Raw genomic sequence first — 16,400 nt, 5'->3', positions numbered from 1 at the left:
CTGAAGTGCAACCCCTTCATATGGATATGCCGTAACGGTATTTAAAATACTGTTCTTATGACTTTATAGTCACTCCCACTGCGTACCCGCCGACCAATCGGCGCGCCGCACGACTCGAACCCACACGGGCAATCCCCGTGCGTTTCCGATCGTTGCGCGCCCTGAAGTCGCGCACTGCGTGGGAGTGAACAATGCCAGCCGCCTCGAACGCCTTGTCGACCATCGACAGCGCCCTGCCGCAAACCTTCGACATCCGCCCGTTTTCCGGCGCCGTCGGTGCCGAGATCATCGGCCTCGACCTGGCCCGTGCGATCAATGCCGAGGATTTCACCCGTATCCACCGCGCCCACCTGGACCACCACGTCCTGGTGTTCCGCGACCAGCGCATCACCCCTGAACAGCAGATCGCCTTCAGCCGCCGTTTCGGCGAGCTGCAGATCCATGTGCTCAAGCAGTTCCTGCTCGCCGGCCATCCCGAGATCCTGATCGTGTCCAACATCGTCGAGGACGGCCGCAACGTCGGCCTGGGCGATGCCGGCAAGTTCTGGCACTCGGACCTGTCGTACAAGGAGCTGCCGAGCCTGGGCTCGATGCTGCACGCCCAGGAGCTGCCCAGCGAGGGCGGCGACACCTTGTTCGCCGACATGCACAAGGCCTGGGACGCCGTGCCCGAGGCCCTGCGTCGGGTCGTCGAGGGCCGCAGCGCCGCCCACTCCTACACCGCCCGTTACGCCGAGACCAGGTTCGAAGGCAACTGGCGCCCGACGCTGACCGCCGAGCAACTGGCCCAGGTCCAGGAGGTCATCCACCCGGTGGTGCGCACCCACCCGGAAAACGGCCGCAAGGCGCTGTTCGTCAGCGAAGGCTTCACCACCCGTATCGTCGGCCTGCCGGATGACGAGAGCCGCGACGTGCTGCAACAGCTGTACGCCCTGAGCGTGCTGGAGCAGAACATCTACCGCCATCAATGGCTGCCCCACGACCTGGTGTTCTGGGACAACCGCTCGCTGATCCACCTGGCCAGCGGTTGCCCCGCGCACCTGCGGCGCAAGCTTTACCGCACCACCATCCAGGGCGATGCCCCGTTCTGACGACTGAGGAAACACACCATGCGCAACTCCATCAGCCGCCTGGCGGCAAGTATCGGCCTGGGCGCCAGCTTGGTTCTAGGCAGCCTGGCGGCGCCGACCGTGGCCCACGCCGAAGGGCAGATCCGCATCGCCGAGCAGTTCGGTATCGTCTACCTGCTGCTCAACGTGGTCCGTGACCAGCAACTGATCGAGAAGCACGGCAAGGAGCAGGGCCTCGACATCAAGGTCGACTGGGCCCAGCTGTCCGGCGGCGCGGCGATCAACGACGCGTTGCTGTCCGGCTCGGTGGACATCGCCGGCGCCGGCGTCGGGCCACTGCTCACCGTGTGGGATAGAACCCGCGGCCGGCAGAACGTCAAGGCCGTCGCCTCGCTGGGCAACTTCCCGTACTACCTGGTCAGCAGCAACCCGAATGTGAAGACCATCGCCGATATCTCCGACAAGGACCGTATCGCCGTCCCGGCGGTGGGCGTGTCGGTGCAGTCGCGCTTCCTGCAGTACGCCGCCGCCCTGCAGTGGGGCGACAAGGAATACAACCGCCTCGACAAGTACACCCTGGCCGTGCCGCACCCCGATGCCACCGCAGCCTTGCTGGCCGGTGGCACCGAGCTCAACGGGCACTTCTCCAACCCGCCGTTCCAGGACCAGGTGCTGGCCAACAAGAACGTGCACGTGGTGCTCAACAGCTACGACCTGCTCGGCCCCAACTCACCGACCCTGCTGTTCGCCACCGAGAAGTTCCGCAAGGACAATCCCAAGACCTACAAGGCCTTCGTCGATGCCCTGGCTGAAGCCGCCGACTTCGCCCAGAAGGACAAGGCCGCCGCCGCCGACACCTACATCCGAGTGACCAAGGCCAAGATCGACCGCGAGGCGCTGATCAAGCTGATCGACAACCCGCAGTACGAATTCACCGTCACGCCGAAGAACACCTACAAACTGGCCGAGTTCCTCTACCGGGTCGGCGCGATAAAGAACAAGCCCGAATCGTGGAAGGACTATTTCTTCCAGGATGAACGCCCGTTGCAAGGGAGCTGAGCGCCGATGACCGCCCCATTGCCAGGCCACACGGCCAGCAACCTGAGCCGTGTCGCCACCCCACCGCTGCTGGCGGTGGACAACCTGAGCCTTGAATACCGCACCGCCCAGCGCGTGGTGCGGGCCACCCACCAGGTCAGCTTCGAGGTCGACCGCGCCGACCGTTTCGTCCTGCTCGGCCCGTCCGGCTGCGGCAAGTCCACCTTGCTCAAGGCCGTGGCCGGCTTCATCGAACCCCGGGAAGGGCAGATCCTGCTCCAGGGCCAGCCGGTGCGTGGCCCAGGGCCGGACCGTATCGTGGTGTTCCAGGAATTCGACCAGTTGCCGCCGTGGAAGACGGTGAAGCAGAACGTGATGTTCCCGCTGCTGGTGTCCGGCCAACTCAAGCGCGCCGAGGCCGAGGAGCGGGCGTTGCACTACCTGGAGAAGGTCGGCCTGGCCGCCTTCGCCGATGCCTATCCGCATACCCTTTCCGGTGGCATGAAAGCCCGCGTGGCCATCGCCCGGGCATTGGCCACGCAGCCAAAGATCCTGCTGATGGACGAACCGTTCGCCGCCCTCGACGCCCTGACCCGGCGCAAGATGCAGGAAGAACTGCTGCTGCTGTGGGAGGAGGTGCGCTTCACCCTGCTGTTCGTCACCCACTCCATAGAAGAGGCACTGGTGGTGGGCAATCGTATCCTGCTGCTGTCGCCGCACCCCGGGCGGGTGCGGGCCGAGGTGCACAGCCACCAGTACGATCTCGGCAGCCTCGGTGCCAGCGACTTCCAGGCCAGTGCCCGGCGCATCCACCGGCTGCTGTTCGACGAGGCCGATGCCTCGACGCCAGCGGACGATCTGGGCTTCAACGATATCCGTATCGCCTACTGACAGGAGCCAGGGCATGACAACGACACCTGTACGCCAGGAATACGAAGTGCAGCTGCAACCCCTGCCGGGTGTGCCGCTGGAGCGCGAGCTGCCGGCGGTGCAACGCTTGTGGCAGCAGGGCTGGCTGCGCAAGGCCGTGATCCTGGTACTGCTTGCGGTGGTCTGGGAGGCCGTGGCCCGCTATACCGGCAACGACCTGCTGCTGCCGAGCTTCCTGCAGACCGCCAGCGCGTTGTGGGACGGGTTGCTCAGCGGCGAGCTGCCGGCCAAGGTCGGCGTATCGCTGGTGGTGCTGCTCAAAGGCTATGTGCTGGGCATCGTCCTGGCCTTCGGCCTGACCAGCCTGGCCGTCTCGACGCAAGTGGGGCGCGACCTGCTGGGCACTCTGACCTCGATGTTCAATCCGCTGCCGGCCATCGCCCTGTTGCCGCTGGCTTTGCTCTGGTTCGGCCTGGGTGACAACAGCCTGATCTTCGTGCTGGTGCACTCGGTGCTGTGGGCGCTGGCGCTGAACACCTACGCGGGCTTTCTCGGCGTGTCCGAGACCCTGCGCATGGCCGGACGCAACTACGGGCTGCGCGGCCTGCGCCTGGTGCTGCACATCCTGGTACCGGCGGCGCTGCCATCGATCCTGTCAGGGCTGAAGATCGGCTGGGCTTTCGCCTGGCGCACGCTGATCGCCGCCGAGCTGGTGTTCGGTGCCAGCAGCGGCAAGGGCGGACTGGGCTGGTACATCTTCCAGAACCGCAACGAGCTGTACACCGACAAGGTGTTTGCCGGGCTGGCCGTAGTGATCCTGATCGGCCTGCTGGTGGAGGGGCTGGTGTTCAACACCCTGGAGCGGCTGACCGTGCGGCGCTGGGGCATGCAGCGCTAGATTCGTGCTGCCGGTGTTGCCTTCTTCGCGGGTAAACCCGCTCCCACAGGTTATGCATGGACCCTGTGGGAGCGGGTTTACCCGCGAAGAAGATCACGCAAAACTCAATCCCGATATTGCGCCGCCGCACTGGCCAATGTCCGCGCTATCTCCTCGCGCAACGCCTGCGGCGCTTCCACCACCAGCCCTTGCCCCTGGCTCAGCAACCACAACCGCAGGGGCCAGCCATCCGCCACCGTCGCCCGCAGCCGGTGCCCCTGCTCCAGGGCGGTCAGCTGCATGTCGGCGGTCAACGGCGCTTCGCGCAGCCGGCGGGCCAGCAGGTCGCTGATCCATGCCTGCAATTCGACGCCTTCCCCTTGCCCGGGCTGCAGCGTATCGCCGCGCAGATAACCCTGCAGATCGAAATTCCCACGCAGCTCGCCACCGGCATTGGCCGACCAGTGCCAGCCAAACGGGATGCTCTTGTCGTTGCGCTCCAACGGAAAGATCAGCGACAGCTCGTTGAGATCACGCTCGACCGTGCGTTTGCTGACGGTGAAGCCCACGTCACGCAGGCGCCACACCAGTTCGGCACTGGTGATCCCGGGGGAGCGGCTGGGCAACTGACGGAGCAGGGCCCATTGGCGGCTGAGGGTGGCGCGGGTGGTGGCGAACGGCAAAAGGAAACGTCCTTGTCTAGGCTTGCCGGCATAGGATGGCGGCACGGGTAGGGCATGGCAATTGGCCACAGCGTGCTCAGATCAAGGAAGATGCATTTGGTTGCCTGGGATCAATTCGTTCGCGACAGGTTTTGTCGTGGCGTCGCGCAGAATCACGCCTCACCACAGTGGAGGTTGGAGCTGTGGGTCGTTCAATGAGGATGAACATGTCTGCCGCCAGCAATATCCATTCGCTGCTCGCCCGGCTTCTCCCCGAGCGGATCGTCCCGGTCCCGGCACGCCCCGGGCAGCGCCACAGGCTGTTCGCCGGGATCGGCATGCCCAGCCAGCAGGCCCTGAGCGGCGAGCGCTTCGGCCTGACTGATCGGCTGGACGAGGCGGTCGACCTGCAGGCGGTCTACCATGACCTGTGCCGCCAGGCATTGCTGGGCAATGTCGGGGCGCTCAACGACCTGGGCTGGATCTGGCTCAACGGCAAGTACTGGCGTGGCGACACCGTGCTGGCCGGGCACCTGCTGCGCATGGCCGCCCTGCAGGGCAATGCCGCGGCCTGGTTCAACCTGGGCCAGCAGCATTACTTCGGCAAGGGCGTGGAGGTCTCGTACACCAACGCGGCCGAATACTACCGCCATGCCTTCGAGCGGGGCATGGTGCATGCCGCCGCGGCGCTGGGCGACTTGTACGAGGAAGAGGTGTGCGAGGGCGACCAGGTGTGGCAGGTCGACCTGCTCGAGGCCTACCAGTGGTTCCTGCGCGGTGCCCAGCGCGGCGAGACGCGCTGCCGCTTCGAGGTGGGTTACCGGTTGTTGCATGGGCTGTATGTCGAGGCGGACACCAAGGCCGGGCTGTATTGGCTGGAGCTGGCGGCGGCGACCGGCGTGATGCAGGCGGCCGAGGAGCTGGCCGTGCATTTCAGCAGCTGCGACGCGGCGCGCTACCTGGGCTGGCGCGACCAGGCGATCCAGATGGGCAGCACCCTGGCGCTGACCATGAAGCTGGAAGACCAGATCCAGCCGTGAGGGAAGGTTCAGCGCGGCCCCTGTAGGAGCGGCCTTGTGCCGCGAAAGGGCCGCGTAGCAGCCCCGGCGATATCAGCTTGATGCACGAAACATGGGGGCGCTTCGCACCCCTTTCGCGGCACAAGGCCGCTCCTACAGAGATCGTGATATCCGGGTAGATGAACAACCTTTCATCGTCTCCCTCCGTCACCCCCGGTTGACGACAGGGGTAGGGCAGGGCGTATATTGATAGTTAGCAAACTATGAATATCCTCGGTTCCCACATGTCCCTTGACGCACTGCACCTGAAAATCAGCAGCGGCATGGTCGTGGCCGCCCGTCACTGGCGTCGCCTGTGCCAGGGCGCCCTGACCGGCTACGGCATTTCCGAAGCCTGCGCCGTGCCGCTGCTGATGATCGTGCGCCTGGGCGACGGTGTGCACCAGGTGGCAGTGGCGCAGGCGGCCGGGCTGGAAAGCCCGTCGCTGGTGCGCCTGCTCGACCAGCTGTGCAAGGCCGGCCTGGTCTGCCGCAGCGAGGATCCTCTGGACCGCCGCGCCAAGGCCCTGAGCCTCACCGTCGAGGGGCGCGCCCTGGCCGAGTCCATCGAAGGCGAGCTGGTGCGCCTGCGCCGTGAGGTGCTCGGCGGTATCGACCAGGCCGACCTGGACGCCACCTTGCGGGTGATCCAGGCGTTCGAAGCCGCGGGCGTGATGCCATGAACGGCTTCTTCAGCTCGGTGCCCCCGGCCCGCGACTGGTTCTATGGCGTGCGCACCTTCGCCGCGTCGATGATCGCCCTGTACATCGCCCTGCTGATGCAGCTGCCGCGCCCGTACTGGGCCATGGCCACGGTGTACATCGTCTCCAGCCCGTTCCTCGGCCCGACCACCTCCAAGGCGTTGTACCGGGCGCTGGGTACGTTGCTGGGCGCCGGCGGGGCGATTCTCCTGGTGCCACCGCTGGTGCAGTCGCCGCTGCTGCTGAGCATTGCCATCGCCCTGTGGACCGGCACCCTGCTGTTCCTTTCGCTGAACCTGCGCACGGCCAACAACTACGTGCTGATGCTGGCTGGCTACACCCTGCCGATGATCGCCCTGGCGGTGGTCGACAACCCGCTGGCAGTGTTCGACGTGGCTTCCTCCCGGGCCCAGGAGATCTGCCTGGGCATCGTCTGCGCGGCGGTGGTCGGCGCGATTTTCTGGCCGCGCCGGCTGGCACCGGTGGTGGTGGGCGCGACCGGCAACTGGTTCGCCGAGGCGATCCGCTACAGCGATACCTATTTGGCCCGCGAGGCCAGCGCCGACAAGGTCGGCGGCATGCGTGGCGCGATGGTCGCCACCTTCAATTCGCTGGAATTGATGATCGGCCAGCTCGGCCACGAAGGCGCCGGCCCGCACACCCTGAAAAATGCCCGTGAGCTGCGTGGCCGCATGATCCACCTGTTGCCGGTGATCGATGCCCTGGACGACGCCCTGATCGCCCTCGAGGGCCGCGCCCCGGCCCAGTTCGCTCAGTTGAAGCCGGTACTCGACGCTGCCCGTGAGTGGCTCAAGGGCACTGCCGACAGCGCCTCGGTGGCGCGCTGGACCGCCCTGCACGAGCAGATCGACCGTCTGCAGCCCGGCGCCGCTGCCATCGACCAGCGTGCCGAGCTGTTGTTGTCCAATGCCCTCTATCGCCTGACCGAATGGACCGACCTCTGGCAGGACTGCTGCACCCTGCAGCACGCACTGCGCAAGGACGACGCCACGCCGTGGCGTGCGGTCTACCGTCACTGGCGCCTGGGCCGGCTGACGCCGTTCTTTGACCGTGGCCTGATGCTCTATTCGGTGTTCTCCACCGTCACCGCCATTATCGTCGCCTGCGGCCTGTGGATCGGCCTGGGCTGGAACGATGGCGCCAGCGCGGTGATCCTCGCCGCGGTGTCGTGCAGCTTCTTCGCCGCCATGGACGACCCGGCGCCGCAGATCTACCGGTTCTTCTTCTGGACCCTGATGTCGGTGATCTTCTCCAGCCTGTACCTGTTCCTGGTGCTGCCCAACCTGCACGACTTCCCGATGCTGGTGCTGGCCTTCGCCGTGCCGTTCATCTGCGTCGGCACCCTGACCGTGCAGCCGCGCTTCTACCTTGGCACCCTGCTGACGATCGTCAACACCTCGACCTTCATCAGCATCCAGGGCGCCTACGACGCCGACTTCTTCACCTTCATCAACGCCAACCTGGCCGGCCCCGTGGGCCTGCTGTTCGCCTTCATCTGGACCCTGGTGGTGCGCCCGTTCGGCGTGGAGCTGGCGGCCAAGCGCATGACCCGCTTCACCTGGCGCGACATCGTCGAGATGACCGCGCCGGCCACCCTGGCCGAGCACCGCCAGGTCGGCGTGCAGATGCTCGACCGGCTGATGCAGCACCTGCCACGCCTGTCGCAGACCGGCCAGGACAGCGGCGTGGCCCTGCGCGACCTGCGCGTGGGCCTGAACCTGCTCGACCTGCTGGCCTACCTGCCGCGTGCCGGCGCCGAGGCCCGCGAGCGCCTGCGCACGGTGATCGAGGAGGTCGGCAATCACTACGCCGCCTGCCTGCGCGCCGGCGAGCGCCTGCATGCCCCGGCGGCGCTGCTGCGCAACATGGAGCGCGCGCGCCTGGCGCTGAACCTGGACGAACTGTACGAACGCGGCGACGCCCGCACCCACCTGCTGCACGCCCTGAGCGGCCTGCGCCTGGCGCTGCTGCCGGGCGTGGAAGTGATGCTCGAGCCTGCCGAGCAAACGCAACTGCCCCCCGGGCTCGACGGAGCGCCCCTGTGATCGGTGAACTGGATATCAGCGGGGTATTCCTGCCCACGCTGCTGGTGATGATGTTTGGCACCTACCTGCTGTTCCTCGGGGTGCACGCGGTGCTGGTGCGCCTGCATTTCTACCGCCTGGTCTGGCACCGGGCGCTGTTCAACGTTGCCCTGTATGCCGTGCTGCTTGGCGCGGTGGACCACTTTTGCCGAAGCCTGATGCTGCCATGAAAAAACCTTTGCTGACCCTGGGCCGCGTGGTCCTGACCTTGCTGGTAGTGACCTTCGCCGCCGTGCTCGTGTGGCAGATGGTGGTGTACTACATGTTCGCCCCCTGGACCCGCGACGGTCATATCCGCGCCGACGTGATCCAGATCGCCCCGGATGTGTCCGGGCTGATCCAGAAGGTCGAGGTGCGTGACAACCAGACCATCAAGCGCGGCGACGTGCTGTTCACCATCGACCAGGACCGCTTCACCCTGGCCCTGCGCCAGGCCAAGGCGACCCTGGCCGAGCGTCAGGAGACCCTGGCCCAGGCCTCCCGCGAGGCGCAGCGCAACCGCAAGCTGGGCAACCTGGTGGCGGCCGAGCAGCTTGAAGAGAGCCAGTCCCGCGAAGCCCGCGCCCGCTCGGCGGTGAACGAGGCCCAGGTGCAGGTGGATGTGGCCCAGCTCAACCTCGACCGCTCGGTGGTGCGCAGCCCGGTGGACGGCTACCTCAACGACCGCGCCCCGCGCGCCCACGAGTTCGTCAGCGCCGGGCGCCCGGTGCTGTCGGTGGTCGACAGCGCCTCGTACCACGTTGACGGCTACTTCGAAGAGACCAAGCTGGGCGGTATTCATATCGGCGACGCCGTGGAGATCCGCGTGATGGGCGACAACACCCGCCTGCGTGGCCGCGTGCAGAGCCTGGCCGCCGGCATCGAGGACCGCGACCGCAGCAGCGGCGCCAACCTGCTGCCCAACGTCAACCCTGCGTTCAGCTGGGTGCGCCTGGCCCAGCGGATTCCGGTGCGCATTGCCTTCGACGAAGTGCCGCAGGACTTCCGCATGATCGCCGGGCGCACCGCCACGGTGTCGATCATCGAGGGCCAGCATCCATGAAACAGCTGATCCTGGCGGGGCTGTGCCTGTCCCTGGGCGCCTGCATGATGGTCGGCCCTGACTACGAGCTGCCCAAGGACGCCGCCGTGCAGCGCGGCGACCTCAATGGCCCGCTGCGCCAGGACGCCGACAGCGTGGTCTCGGCGCCGGTGCCCGAGGACTGGTGGCAGCTGTACCAGGATCAACGGCTCAACGAGCTGGTGCGCCAGGCCCTGGGCGCCAACACCGAACTGCGCGTGGCCGCCGCCAATATCGCCAAGGCTCGTGCCCAGGTGGAGGTGGCCGAGTCCCAGGGTGGTTTCAACGGTGGCGTCAAGCTGGGCGCCCAGCGTCTGCAGGAGTCCGGCGAGGCCTTCCTGCAGCCGGAGAAAGTGCCGGTGGCCAATATCGGCGAAGCGATCATCAGCGCCAGCTACCAGTTCGACCTGTGGGGTACCTTCAAACGCGGCACCGAGGCCGCCAAGGCCAACGCCGACGCGGTGCAGGCCGCCGCCGACACCGCGCGCATCACCCTGGTGGCCGATGTGGTCAAGGCCTATACCCAGGTGTGCTCGGCCAACGAGGAGTACCACATTGCCCGCGAGTCGCTGGACCTGCAGCAGCAGAGCGTGCAGCTGACCCAGCGCCTGCGCGACGCCGGGCGTGGCGACGAGACCCAGGTCACCCGTTCGCAGACCCAGTTCAAGTCCCTGCGCGCCGAATTGCCGCGCTTCAAGGCCGAACGTGAGGCGGGCCTCTACACCCTTGCTGCGTTACTGGCCAAGCCGGTCGAGCAATTGCCCGCCGGCACCGCCGATTGCGCCGAACTGCCCCATCTGTCGCAGCTGGTGCCGGTCGGTGACGGCGCGGCCCTGCTCAAGCGCCGTCCGGACGTGCGTCAGGCCGAGCGCCAGCTGGCGGCGGCCACCGCCAGCATCGGCGTGGCCACCGGCGCGCTGTACCCGGACATCAGCATCGGCGCCCAGGTGGGCACCATCGGCATTCTCGAGAATCTCGGCGAGCCGGCCACCAACCGTTGGGGCTTCGGCCCGCAGATCAGCTGGAACATCCCCACCAACGGCACCCGCGCGCGCATCCGCATGGCCGAGGCCTCGACCCAGGCGGCGCTGGCGCATTTCGACGGGGTGGTGCTCAACGCCATTCGCGAAACCCAGACCCGCCTGGCGCAGTACAGCGCGTTGCTGGACCGACGCGACGCACTGGCCGAGGCGGAGCGCTCGGCCAAGGAGTCGGCGGACCAGACGCATCTGCGTTACCAGGTGGGGCGTGAGTCGTTCCTGGCGGATCTGCAGGCGACGCGGACCTATACAGACGTGCGGGCGCAGCTGGCGGCGGCCAACAGCCAGGTGGCGATGGGGCAGATCGGGGTGTTCCTGGCCTTGGGTGGCGGCTGGAAAGGCAGTGCCAGACCCTGATGATTCCCCTGTAGGAGCGGCCTTGTGCCGCGAAAGGGCCGCATAGCGGCCCCGACAGCAGTAATGCATGAATCGCTGGGGCTGCTCTGCAGCCCTTTCGCGGCACAAGGCCGCTCCTACAGGGATTGCGTGTGGCTTAGTTCAGCACCTGCGCCGGCTCATCCGGCGGCAGGTTGTCCCGGCCGCGTGGCTGCTTCGGCTGCCCGGGCACGGAACCGCCCAACTGCTCGGCCAGCTGCTGCGCCACATCCTCGCCCAGGGCCTTCGATACATCACGCACCACCCGCGGACGGTTCAGCGTCACGCGGCGGTCCTGGCTCTTCACCAGCTTGGTGTCCTGCCCCTCACCCATGGCGGTGAACGCCGAGGTGATCTCGTAGGTGCGGGTGTTGATCAGGCTGAAGTCGGCGACCACGGTCAGGCCCAGCACCGCCGAGTAGCTGTCGGTGTGGTCCAGCGAGTTGATGTCCTGCTGGAAGTCGATGTCCGACAGGGTGCCGAACAGCACGTAGTCGGCACCCTTGAACGCGCCGTTCTTGATGCGGCGGATCACGTCGTAGACGTCTTCCTTCGAGTCGGCGGTATAAGGGCGGCCCTGGACCAGCTGGAACATGCCGGTCTTGAGGATCTCACCCTTGATGTCGCCACCGAACTTGCGCAGTTCGGTCTGCTCGATGTAGCTGTTGAGGCTCTCGTACTCGCTGTAGCTCGACTGGCCGCTGGCGTGGTACATGCCGGCCTGGCCGCTGCTCTGGGCGTTGATGGTGTGGATGTACTCCTCCACCTGCGCCTGATAGGCCAGGTCGGTCACTGCCACCTTGGGGGCCGCCTGCGCGCCGAAGGCGCAGGCCAGGCCGATGATTGCCATCCATGCACGCATTGATCAGCGCTCCGTGGTCTTGCGGATTTCTTTTTCGTCCATCCACTCGGCCAGGCCGCTTTCCACGTCGATCAGCTGCAGGCTGAACTTGTAGAACACGTCCTTGTAGTCGCTGCTGCGCTTGACGATCGAGCTGATCGAACCTTCCAGGCGGTACTTGGCGGCGATCATGTTGCCGGTCTTGGCCACGGTCTTCTTCTTGTACAGGCCGCTCTGGTTCTGCAGCTTGAGCTGGTCGACCTGGCTCTGCATCTCGGTGTTGTCGCTGGCGAAGCGGGCGGCGCCGGACTTCATCAGTTGGGTCTTGATCGAGGTGGTGATCTCGCGGGTATCGATGTACTCGCTGGTCTTGTTCTTCACGTCGTACACCTGCACCACCGGGCGGCCGTGCAGCACGCCGGACTGGGCCAGGGAGCGGGTCATGCTCTCGGCGATCATCTGCAGGTCGGTGGAACCGAACTCGTTGGTCACCAGCTCGACGGCCTTGCTGTCGCCGTAGCTGATGTTCTTGCCGCCGAGAACCGGCGACGGGGTGCTGCAGCCGCTGACCAGGGCGATGGCGATGGCGGCGAGGGAAAGGCGTGCAAACATGGAACGTGCTCCTGAATGGGATTACCGGGTGTGGACTTCGAGGCGGAAGTCGCGGGCAGCAGGGGTCGGGGCGATGGCGGGGAGGAACTTGGCCTGCTTGCCGTACAGCGGCAGGGCCTTCCAGCTCTCTTCGTCGGCCACCGGGAAGCCGTCGTTGCCCAGCCAGGCGAAGCGGTAGTAGAGCGTGCGATTGCTGCGGCTGGTGTTGGTCAGCGCCACGTTGACGGTGAGGTAGCCGTTTTCGCGGGCGACGCGCATCTGGCCGACTTCGATGTCATCCAGCTGGCCCATGGTCACCACCTTGCTGGCGGCGCTGCCGGGGGCAGGGGGCGGGGTGGCGCAGCCGGCCAGGAGGGCGACGGCGGCCAGGGCGAGGCATGTTCTGCGCATGTTCGATCCTTGGGTTACTTGAGGCTGGCGACAGCGGTGGCTGCGGCCTGCGGGGCGACGATGACGGCCGGGCCGCCAGCGAATACGCGGTTGCCGACCACGCGCAGGCTGATCACCTGGTAGGGACGATCGACCTTCACGGTGACCTGGGTGCCACCGAGGCTCGATGGCAGGCTCAGGTGGTGTTCGCCTTGCTTGAGGCGTACCCGGGCCACCTGGGTTTCGTCGGGCAGGGTGCGCCAGGTGCGGGTATCGGCGCCTTCCAGCACGGTGGAGGCGATGCCCACCACCAGCCCGGCCATCGGGTTGGCCTTGTTCAGGTTTTTCTGCGCCACGCCGCGGCTGATGGCGCGTACGCTGGTGCGCAGGATGATGCCCGGCATGTCGTCGCGCAGGGCGCGGCGCGACATGGCCGTGGTGCTGTTGAGCGCGGTCAGGGCCAGGGCCTTGTCGTTGAGCTGGATCTCGCCCACGTGCGCGGTCGAAGTGTCTTCCTTGATGATCGGGAACGACAGCGGGGTGATCACCAGGTTGTCCTGGATCGGCAGCGGCAGTGGGATGCGGATCGAGTCACGGGCCGGGGCCAGGCCGGTCTGCACCACGATCAGCACGTCGCTTTCGCCGGCCTTGGCGCTGTTCTTGTCCAGTTCGAGCAGTGCCTGGTCGAGCAGCGGCGTGTTCGGGCGCAGTTCGGCGGCCTTGCGATAACCCGGCGCGGCCAGGCCTTTCTCACCGAGGGCCTCGTAGACATAGCCGGACAGGTAATGGCTGAAGGCGCTCTGGTAGCTGTTCTTCAGGCCGACCACCTCAGGGGCGTCGAGGCTGGCGACCGGGTAACCCTGCAGGTCCTTGTACTCGGTCTTGATGCCTTCCTTCTCGGCCTGCTCCTCGCGCTTGAGATATTCCTTGTCGCGCAGCTCGGCGATGATCGCCTCGCGCTCGTGGGTCTTCTTGATCTCGGTGCGGGCACCGTCGAAATCGTTCTGTGCCAGCAGGTTCAGGGCCATCTGCGTGGTCAGCATGACTTTTTCGTAGTCATAGCCTTCGTAGCGACGGACCTTGTCGTTGACCAGGTAGCTGCCGAACTGGCTCAGGTACTTGTCGGTGTCGAGCTTGACCGACTCTTCCCACTGGAACACCACGCTGTCGGCCGAGCGCCAGGCGTCCTGGCTGCCCTTGAGGTCACCCTTGGAGCGCAGCAGCTCGCCTTTTTCGAAGTAGTAGAGCAGGTCTTTCTGCTCGCCCTTGTTATTGCTCTCGAGCAGGGCGAGGGCGGCGTCGACGTTGCCGGCGGCCAACTGCTTGTTGGTCTCCTGCAGTTCGCTGTCGTAGCTGCGGAACACCGAGCAGCCGGTGAGCTGCACGGCGGCGACCAGGGTCGCCAGGGTGAGGGCGCGGGATACCATCGGACTTTCTTCTTTCCCTGAAACGGTTGGCCGCGTGGGCGGGGGCGGCAGATCCCTCTGTTTTATCGCCAGAACCTCTCGATGGAGGCGCCTTGATTGCTAATGGCTATTACGGCGGCGCGGGATTATACCCAAAGTAGTAGCGGGGTGATGGCGAATTGCTTCGCATTTTTAGGTTGATGCCATCAGTCGGAAAAAACCGTTCCCAGCGGGTGTTCCGTCAATTTGTCTCAAGATTTTTCATGAAATCTGCCCCTGAGCCTTGAGCGGGGGAGAGTGGAAGTGAACAATGTTCTCTTTCGTATTTCCGTCGAGATTGGCCATGATTTCTCGTTTCCGTCTGCCTGCCTGGCTGCCTGCCCTGTTGCTTGGCCCGGTGCTGGCGCTGTGCAGCCTCCCGACGCTGGCCGAAGCGCCTGCCGAGGCGACCAAGGCGCTGCACCTGCTGGACTACATCGGTGCCGACTACCCGCCGACCGTGCGCGACGGCAAGGTGGTGGACGACGGGGAATACCGCGAGCAGCAGGAGTTCAGTGGCGTGCTGGCCGAGCTGGTCAAGGGCCTGCCCGAGCATGCCGAGCGCGGCGCCCTGGAACAGGGCGTGCAGAGCCTGCGTCAGGCCATCGACCAGCGTCAGGACGGTGCCGCCGTCGCCCGCCAGGCCCGGCAACTGGGTGCGCGCCTGGCAGTGGCCTACGAGGTCAGCCAGGCCCCGGTGATCACCCCCGATCCTGCTCGCGGCGCTTCGCTGTATGCGCAGAATTGCTCGATCTGTCATGGTGACACGGGCCTCGGCGACGGCCCGGCCGGGGTCGGCCTGGAGCCTGCGCCAGCCAACCTGCGCGATGCCGGGCGCCTCGACCAGTTGAGCCTGTTCGACCTGTACAACACCCTCGGGCTGGGCATCGAAGGCACCGAGATGCCGTCGTTCGCCGACCAGCTCGACGAGCGCCAGCGCTGGGACGTGGCGGCCTATATCGCCAGTTTCACCGCCGATCCGCAGGCGGCCAAGGGCGGCAAGACCTGGAACATCGCCGACCTGGCCCGGCAGACCCCGGCCGAAGTCGCCGCCAGCGAAGGCGCGGATGCCGTGGCCGCGTTCCGCGCCCAGCGGGCGCAGCCGCCGCAGGTCAAGCGTGGCCCGGCACAGCTGCTCGAATACACCTCCAGCACTCTGGACAAGAGTCTGGCGGCCTACCGCGCCGGCGACCACGACCAGGCCTACGACCTGTCGGTGGCGGCCTACCTGGAAGGCTTCGAACTGGTGGAAAGCTCCCTCGACAACATCGACGCCCAGGCCCGCAAGGACACGGAAAAGTCGCTGATGGCCTACCGTCAGTCGTTGCAGGACGGCTTGCCGGTGGCCCAGGCCGAACAGCGCCTGGCCGAGGCCAAGGCCAAGCTGGAGCAGGCGTCCAAGCTACTGGGCAGCGATGGCCTGAGCTGGTCGCTGAGCTACATTTCCGGCCTGCTGATCCTGCTGCGCGAGGGCCTGGAGGCGATCCTGGTGCTGGCGGCGATCCTGGCCTTCCTGCGCAACACCGGCCAGCAGTCGGCGGTGCGCAGCGTCAATATCGGCTGGGGCCTGGCGCTGGTCGCCGGTTTCGCCACCTGGGCCCTGGCGGCCTATGTGATCGACGTCGGCGGTGCGCAGCGCGAGCTGCTCGAAGGCTGCACGGCGCTGTTCGCCGCGGTGATGGTGCTGTGGCTTGGCGTGTGGATGCACGATCGCCGCCACGCCGCCGCCTGGCAGGACTACATCAAGAGCAGCCTGGTCAGTGGCGGCGGGCGTTTCGGTTTTGCCGTGCTGGCGTTCTTCTCGGTGTACCGCGAGCTGTTCGAGGTGATCCTGTTCTACGAGACCCTGTGGCTGCAGGCCGGTCCGGCTGGCCATCAGGCGGTGCTGGCGGGCGGCGCCACGGCGCTGGTGCTGCTGGTGGGCCTGGCCTGGGTGATCCTGCGCGGCTCGGCCAAGCTGCCGCTGTCGTTGTTCTTCAGCATCAACGCCGCTTTGCTGTGCGCGCTGTCGGTGGTGTTCGCCGGGCATGGCGTCAAGGCGCTGCAGGAGGCCGGCGTGCTGGGTACGCGGCCGGTGGCGTTCTTCGAGTTCGACTGGCTGGGAATCCACGCCGACGCTTATTCGCTGGGTGCGCAGGCGCTGGCGTTGCTGGCCATCGTGTTCCTCTATGGGCGCAGCCGGTTGGCCGAGAAGCGCCGGGCGGCGGCCAGCTGAGATCAGTGGTGGTTTCTTCACGGGTAATCCCCCTCCCACAGGTGCTGCGCTGTCTTCAGCAG

General features: G+C 66.4%; 16 protein-coding genes. 11 read left to right on the top strand and 5 right to left on the bottom strand.

Features of this window, described 5'->3' with window-relative positions; translation table 11 throughout:
* The first annotated feature begins 191 nt into the window (after nt 1–191).
* The 4 genes from PRtIB026_RS02135 to PRtIB026_RS02120 are packed head-to-tail and all read left to right on the top strand — an operon-like array spanning nt 192 to nt 3,876.
* Complete coding sequence (locus PRtIB026_RS02135) at nt 192–1,091, top strand: TauD/TfdA dioxygenase family protein (protein WP_203649471.1); 900 nt, start codon at nt 192–194, stop codon at nt 1,089–1,091.
* An 18-nt stretch (nt 1,092–1,109) separates the two neighbouring features.
* The gene (locus PRtIB026_RS02130; RefSeq protein WP_203649473.1) at nt 1,110–2,129 is read left to right on the top strand and encodes an ABC transporter substrate-binding protein; all 1,020 of its coding nucleotides are present in this window, start codon (nt 1,110–1,112) and stop codon (nt 2,127–2,129) included.
* A 6-nt stretch (nt 2,130–2,135) separates the two neighbouring features.
* Nucleotides 2,136–2,999 (top strand): ABC transporter ATP-binding protein, encoded by an 864-nt coding sequence (locus tag PRtIB026_RS02125; protein WP_028689252.1) that lies wholly within the window; start codon nt 2,136–2,138, stop codon nt 2,997–2,999.
* Nucleotides 3,000–3,012: 13 nt separating this feature from the next.
* Nucleotides 3,013–3,876, top strand: a complete 864-nt coding sequence (locus PRtIB026_RS02120) for an ABC transporter permease (RefSeq protein ID WP_203649476.1) — start codon at nt 3,013–3,015, stop codon at nt 3,874–3,876.
* A gap of 104 nt (nt 3,877–3,980) precedes the next feature.
* On the opposite strand, the gene PRtIB026_RS02115 is transcribed toward PRtIB026_RS02120, so the two are convergent.
* Nucleotides 3,981–4,538, bottom strand: coding sequence for a WYL domain-containing protein (locus PRtIB026_RS02115; protein ID WP_203649485.1), 558 nt, complete (start codon nt 4,536–4,538; stop codon nt 3,981–3,983).
* Nucleotides 4,539–4,744: 206 nt separating this feature from the next.
* On the opposite strand from PRtIB026_RS02115, the gene PRtIB026_RS02110 reads away from it, so the two are divergent.
* From PRtIB026_RS02110 to PRtIB026_RS02085, 6 genes are all read left to right on the top strand, one after another.
* A complete protein-coding gene (locus PRtIB026_RS02110) occupies nt 4,745–5,557 on the top strand; it encodes a tetratricopeptide repeat protein (protein WP_203649487.1) in 813 nt (270 codons plus the stop codon).
* 263 nt (nt 5,558–5,820) lie between these two features.
* A complete protein-coding gene (locus PRtIB026_RS02105; protein WP_028689248.1) occupies nt 5,821–6,258 on the top strand; it encodes a MarR family winged helix-turn-helix transcriptional regulator in 438 nt (145 codons plus the stop codon).
* Entirely contained in the window at nt 6,255–8,342 is a 2,088-nt protein-coding gene (locus PRtIB026_RS02100; RefSeq protein WP_267813479.1) for an FUSC family protein, read from the top strand. Before PRtIB026_RS02105 ends, PRtIB026_RS02100 begins: the two co-directional genes overlap by 4 nt.
* Nucleotides 8,339–8,551, top strand: a complete 213-nt coding sequence (locus tag PRtIB026_RS02095) for a DUF1656 domain-containing protein (protein ID WP_016392395.1) — start codon at nt 8,339–8,341, stop codon at nt 8,549–8,551. Before PRtIB026_RS02100 ends, PRtIB026_RS02095 begins: the two co-directional genes overlap by 4 nt.
* Nucleotides 8,548–9,423: an HlyD family secretion protein gene (locus PRtIB026_RS02090; protein WP_110735588.1), complete on the top strand. Its 876-nt coding sequence runs from the start codon at nt 8,548–8,550 to the stop codon at nt 9,421–9,423. The genes PRtIB026_RS02095 and PRtIB026_RS02090 overlap by 4 nt, the downstream gene beginning before the upstream one ends.
* Entirely contained in the window at nt 9,420–10,838 is a 1,419-nt protein-coding gene (locus tag PRtIB026_RS02085) for an efflux transporter outer membrane subunit (RefSeq protein WP_110735586.1), read from the top strand. The genes PRtIB026_RS02090 and PRtIB026_RS02085 overlap by 4 nt, the downstream gene beginning before the upstream one ends.
* Nucleotides 10,839–10,974: 136 nt before the next feature.
* On the opposite strand, the gene PRtIB026_RS02080 is transcribed toward PRtIB026_RS02085, so the two are convergent.
* From PRtIB026_RS02080 to PRtIB026_RS02065, 4 genes are read right to left on the bottom strand one after another with little or no spacing between them, the layout of a single operon-like run.
* Nucleotides 10,975–11,718: a penicillin-binding protein activator LpoB gene (locus PRtIB026_RS02080; protein WP_203649489.1), complete on the bottom strand. Its 744-nt coding sequence runs from the start codon at nt 11,716–11,718 to the stop codon at nt 10,975–10,977.
* Between the two features lie 3 nt (nt 11,719–11,721).
* Nucleotides 11,722–12,309 (bottom strand): penicillin-binding protein activator LpoB, encoded by a 588-nt coding sequence (gene lpoB / locus PRtIB026_RS02075; RefSeq protein ID WP_110735582.1) that lies wholly within the window; start codon nt 12,307–12,309, stop codon nt 11,722–11,724.
* Nucleotides 12,310–12,330: 21 nt separating this feature from the next.
* Nucleotides 12,331–12,699 (bottom strand): YcfL family protein, encoded by a 369-nt coding sequence (locus PRtIB026_RS02070; RefSeq protein ID WP_186716015.1) that lies wholly within the window; start codon nt 12,697–12,699, stop codon nt 12,331–12,333.
* A gap of 14 nt (nt 12,700–12,713) precedes the next feature.
* A complete protein-coding gene (locus tag PRtIB026_RS02065) occupies nt 12,714–14,105 on the bottom strand; it encodes a COG3014 family protein (RefSeq protein WP_203649491.1) in 1,392 nt (463 codons plus the stop codon).
* Nucleotides 14,106–14,394: 289 nt separating this feature from the next.
* Here PRtIB026_RS02065 and PRtIB026_RS02060 point away from each other — a divergent pair, with 289 nt between their 5' ends.
* Nucleotides 14,395–16,338 (top strand): cytochrome c/FTR1 family iron permease, encoded by a 1,944-nt coding sequence (locus PRtIB026_RS02060; protein WP_203649493.1) that lies wholly within the window; start codon nt 14,395–14,397, stop codon nt 16,336–16,338.
* Nucleotides 16,339–16,400: the final 62 nt, after the last annotated feature.

The organism is Pseudomonas sp. RtIB026, from assembly GCF_016861355.2.
GTDB lineage: Bacteria > Pseudomonadota > Gammaproteobacteria > Pseudomonadales > Pseudomonadaceae > Aquipseudomonas > Aquipseudomonas peradeniyensis.
Note: the sequence above shows the minus strand (reverse complement) of the source record. Positions and strands in the feature narration are given on the sequence as shown.

Excerpts from the sequence above, each read along its gene's own strand:
- PRtIB026_RS02110 (WP_203649487.1), top strand. The coding sequence starts at position 4,745 with ATGTCTGCCGCCAGCAATATCCATTCGCTGCTCGCCCGGCTTCTCCCC.
- PRtIB026_RS02085 (WP_110735586.1), top strand. The coding sequence starts at position 9,420 with ATGAAACAGCTGATCCTGGCGGGGCTGTGCCTGTCCCTGGGCGCCTGC.
- PRtIB026_RS02070 (WP_186716015.1), bottom strand. The coding sequence starts at position 12,699 with ATGCGCAGAACATGCCTCGCCCTGGCCGCCGTCGCCCTCCTGGCCGGC.
- lpoB (WP_110735582.1), bottom strand. The coding sequence starts at position 12,309 with ATGTTTGCACGCCTTTCCCTCGCCGCCATCGCCATCGCCCTGGTCAGC.
- PRtIB026_RS02080 (WP_203649489.1), bottom strand. The coding sequence starts at position 11,718 with ATGCGTGCATGGATGGCAATCATCGGCCTGGCCTGCGCCTTCGGCGCG.
- PRtIB026_RS02135 (WP_203649471.1), top strand. The coding sequence starts at position 192 with ATGCCAGCCGCCTCGAACGCCTTGTCGACCATCGACAGCGCCCTGCCG.
- PRtIB026_RS02090 (WP_110735588.1), top strand. The coding sequence starts at position 8,548 with ATGAAAAAACCTTTGCTGACCCTGGGCCGCGTGGTCCTGACCTTGCTG.
- PRtIB026_RS02100 (WP_267813479.1), top strand. The coding sequence starts at position 6,255 with ATGAACGGCTTCTTCAGCTCGGTGCCCCCGGCCCGCGACTGGTTCTAT.
- PRtIB026_RS02125 (WP_028689252.1), top strand. The coding sequence starts at position 2,136 with ATGACCGCCCCATTGCCAGGCCACACGGCCAGCAACCTGAGCCGTGTC.
- PRtIB026_RS02120 (WP_203649476.1), top strand. The coding sequence starts at position 3,013 with ATGACAACGACACCTGTACGCCAGGAATACGAAGTGCAGCTGCAACCC.
- PRtIB026_RS02060 (WP_203649493.1), top strand. The coding sequence starts at position 14,395 with ATGTTCTCTTTCGTATTTCCGTCGAGATTGGCCATGATTTCTCGTTTC.
- PRtIB026_RS02130 (WP_203649473.1), top strand. The coding sequence starts at position 1,110 with ATGCGCAACTCCATCAGCCGCCTGGCGGCAAGTATCGGCCTGGGCGCC.
- PRtIB026_RS02105 (WP_028689248.1), top strand. The coding sequence starts at position 5,821 with ATGTCCCTTGACGCACTGCACCTGAAAATCAGCAGCGGCATGGTCGTG.
- PRtIB026_RS02065 (WP_203649491.1), bottom strand. The coding sequence starts at position 14,105 with ATGGTATCCCGCGCCCTCACCCTGGCGACCCTGGTCGCCGCCGTGCAG.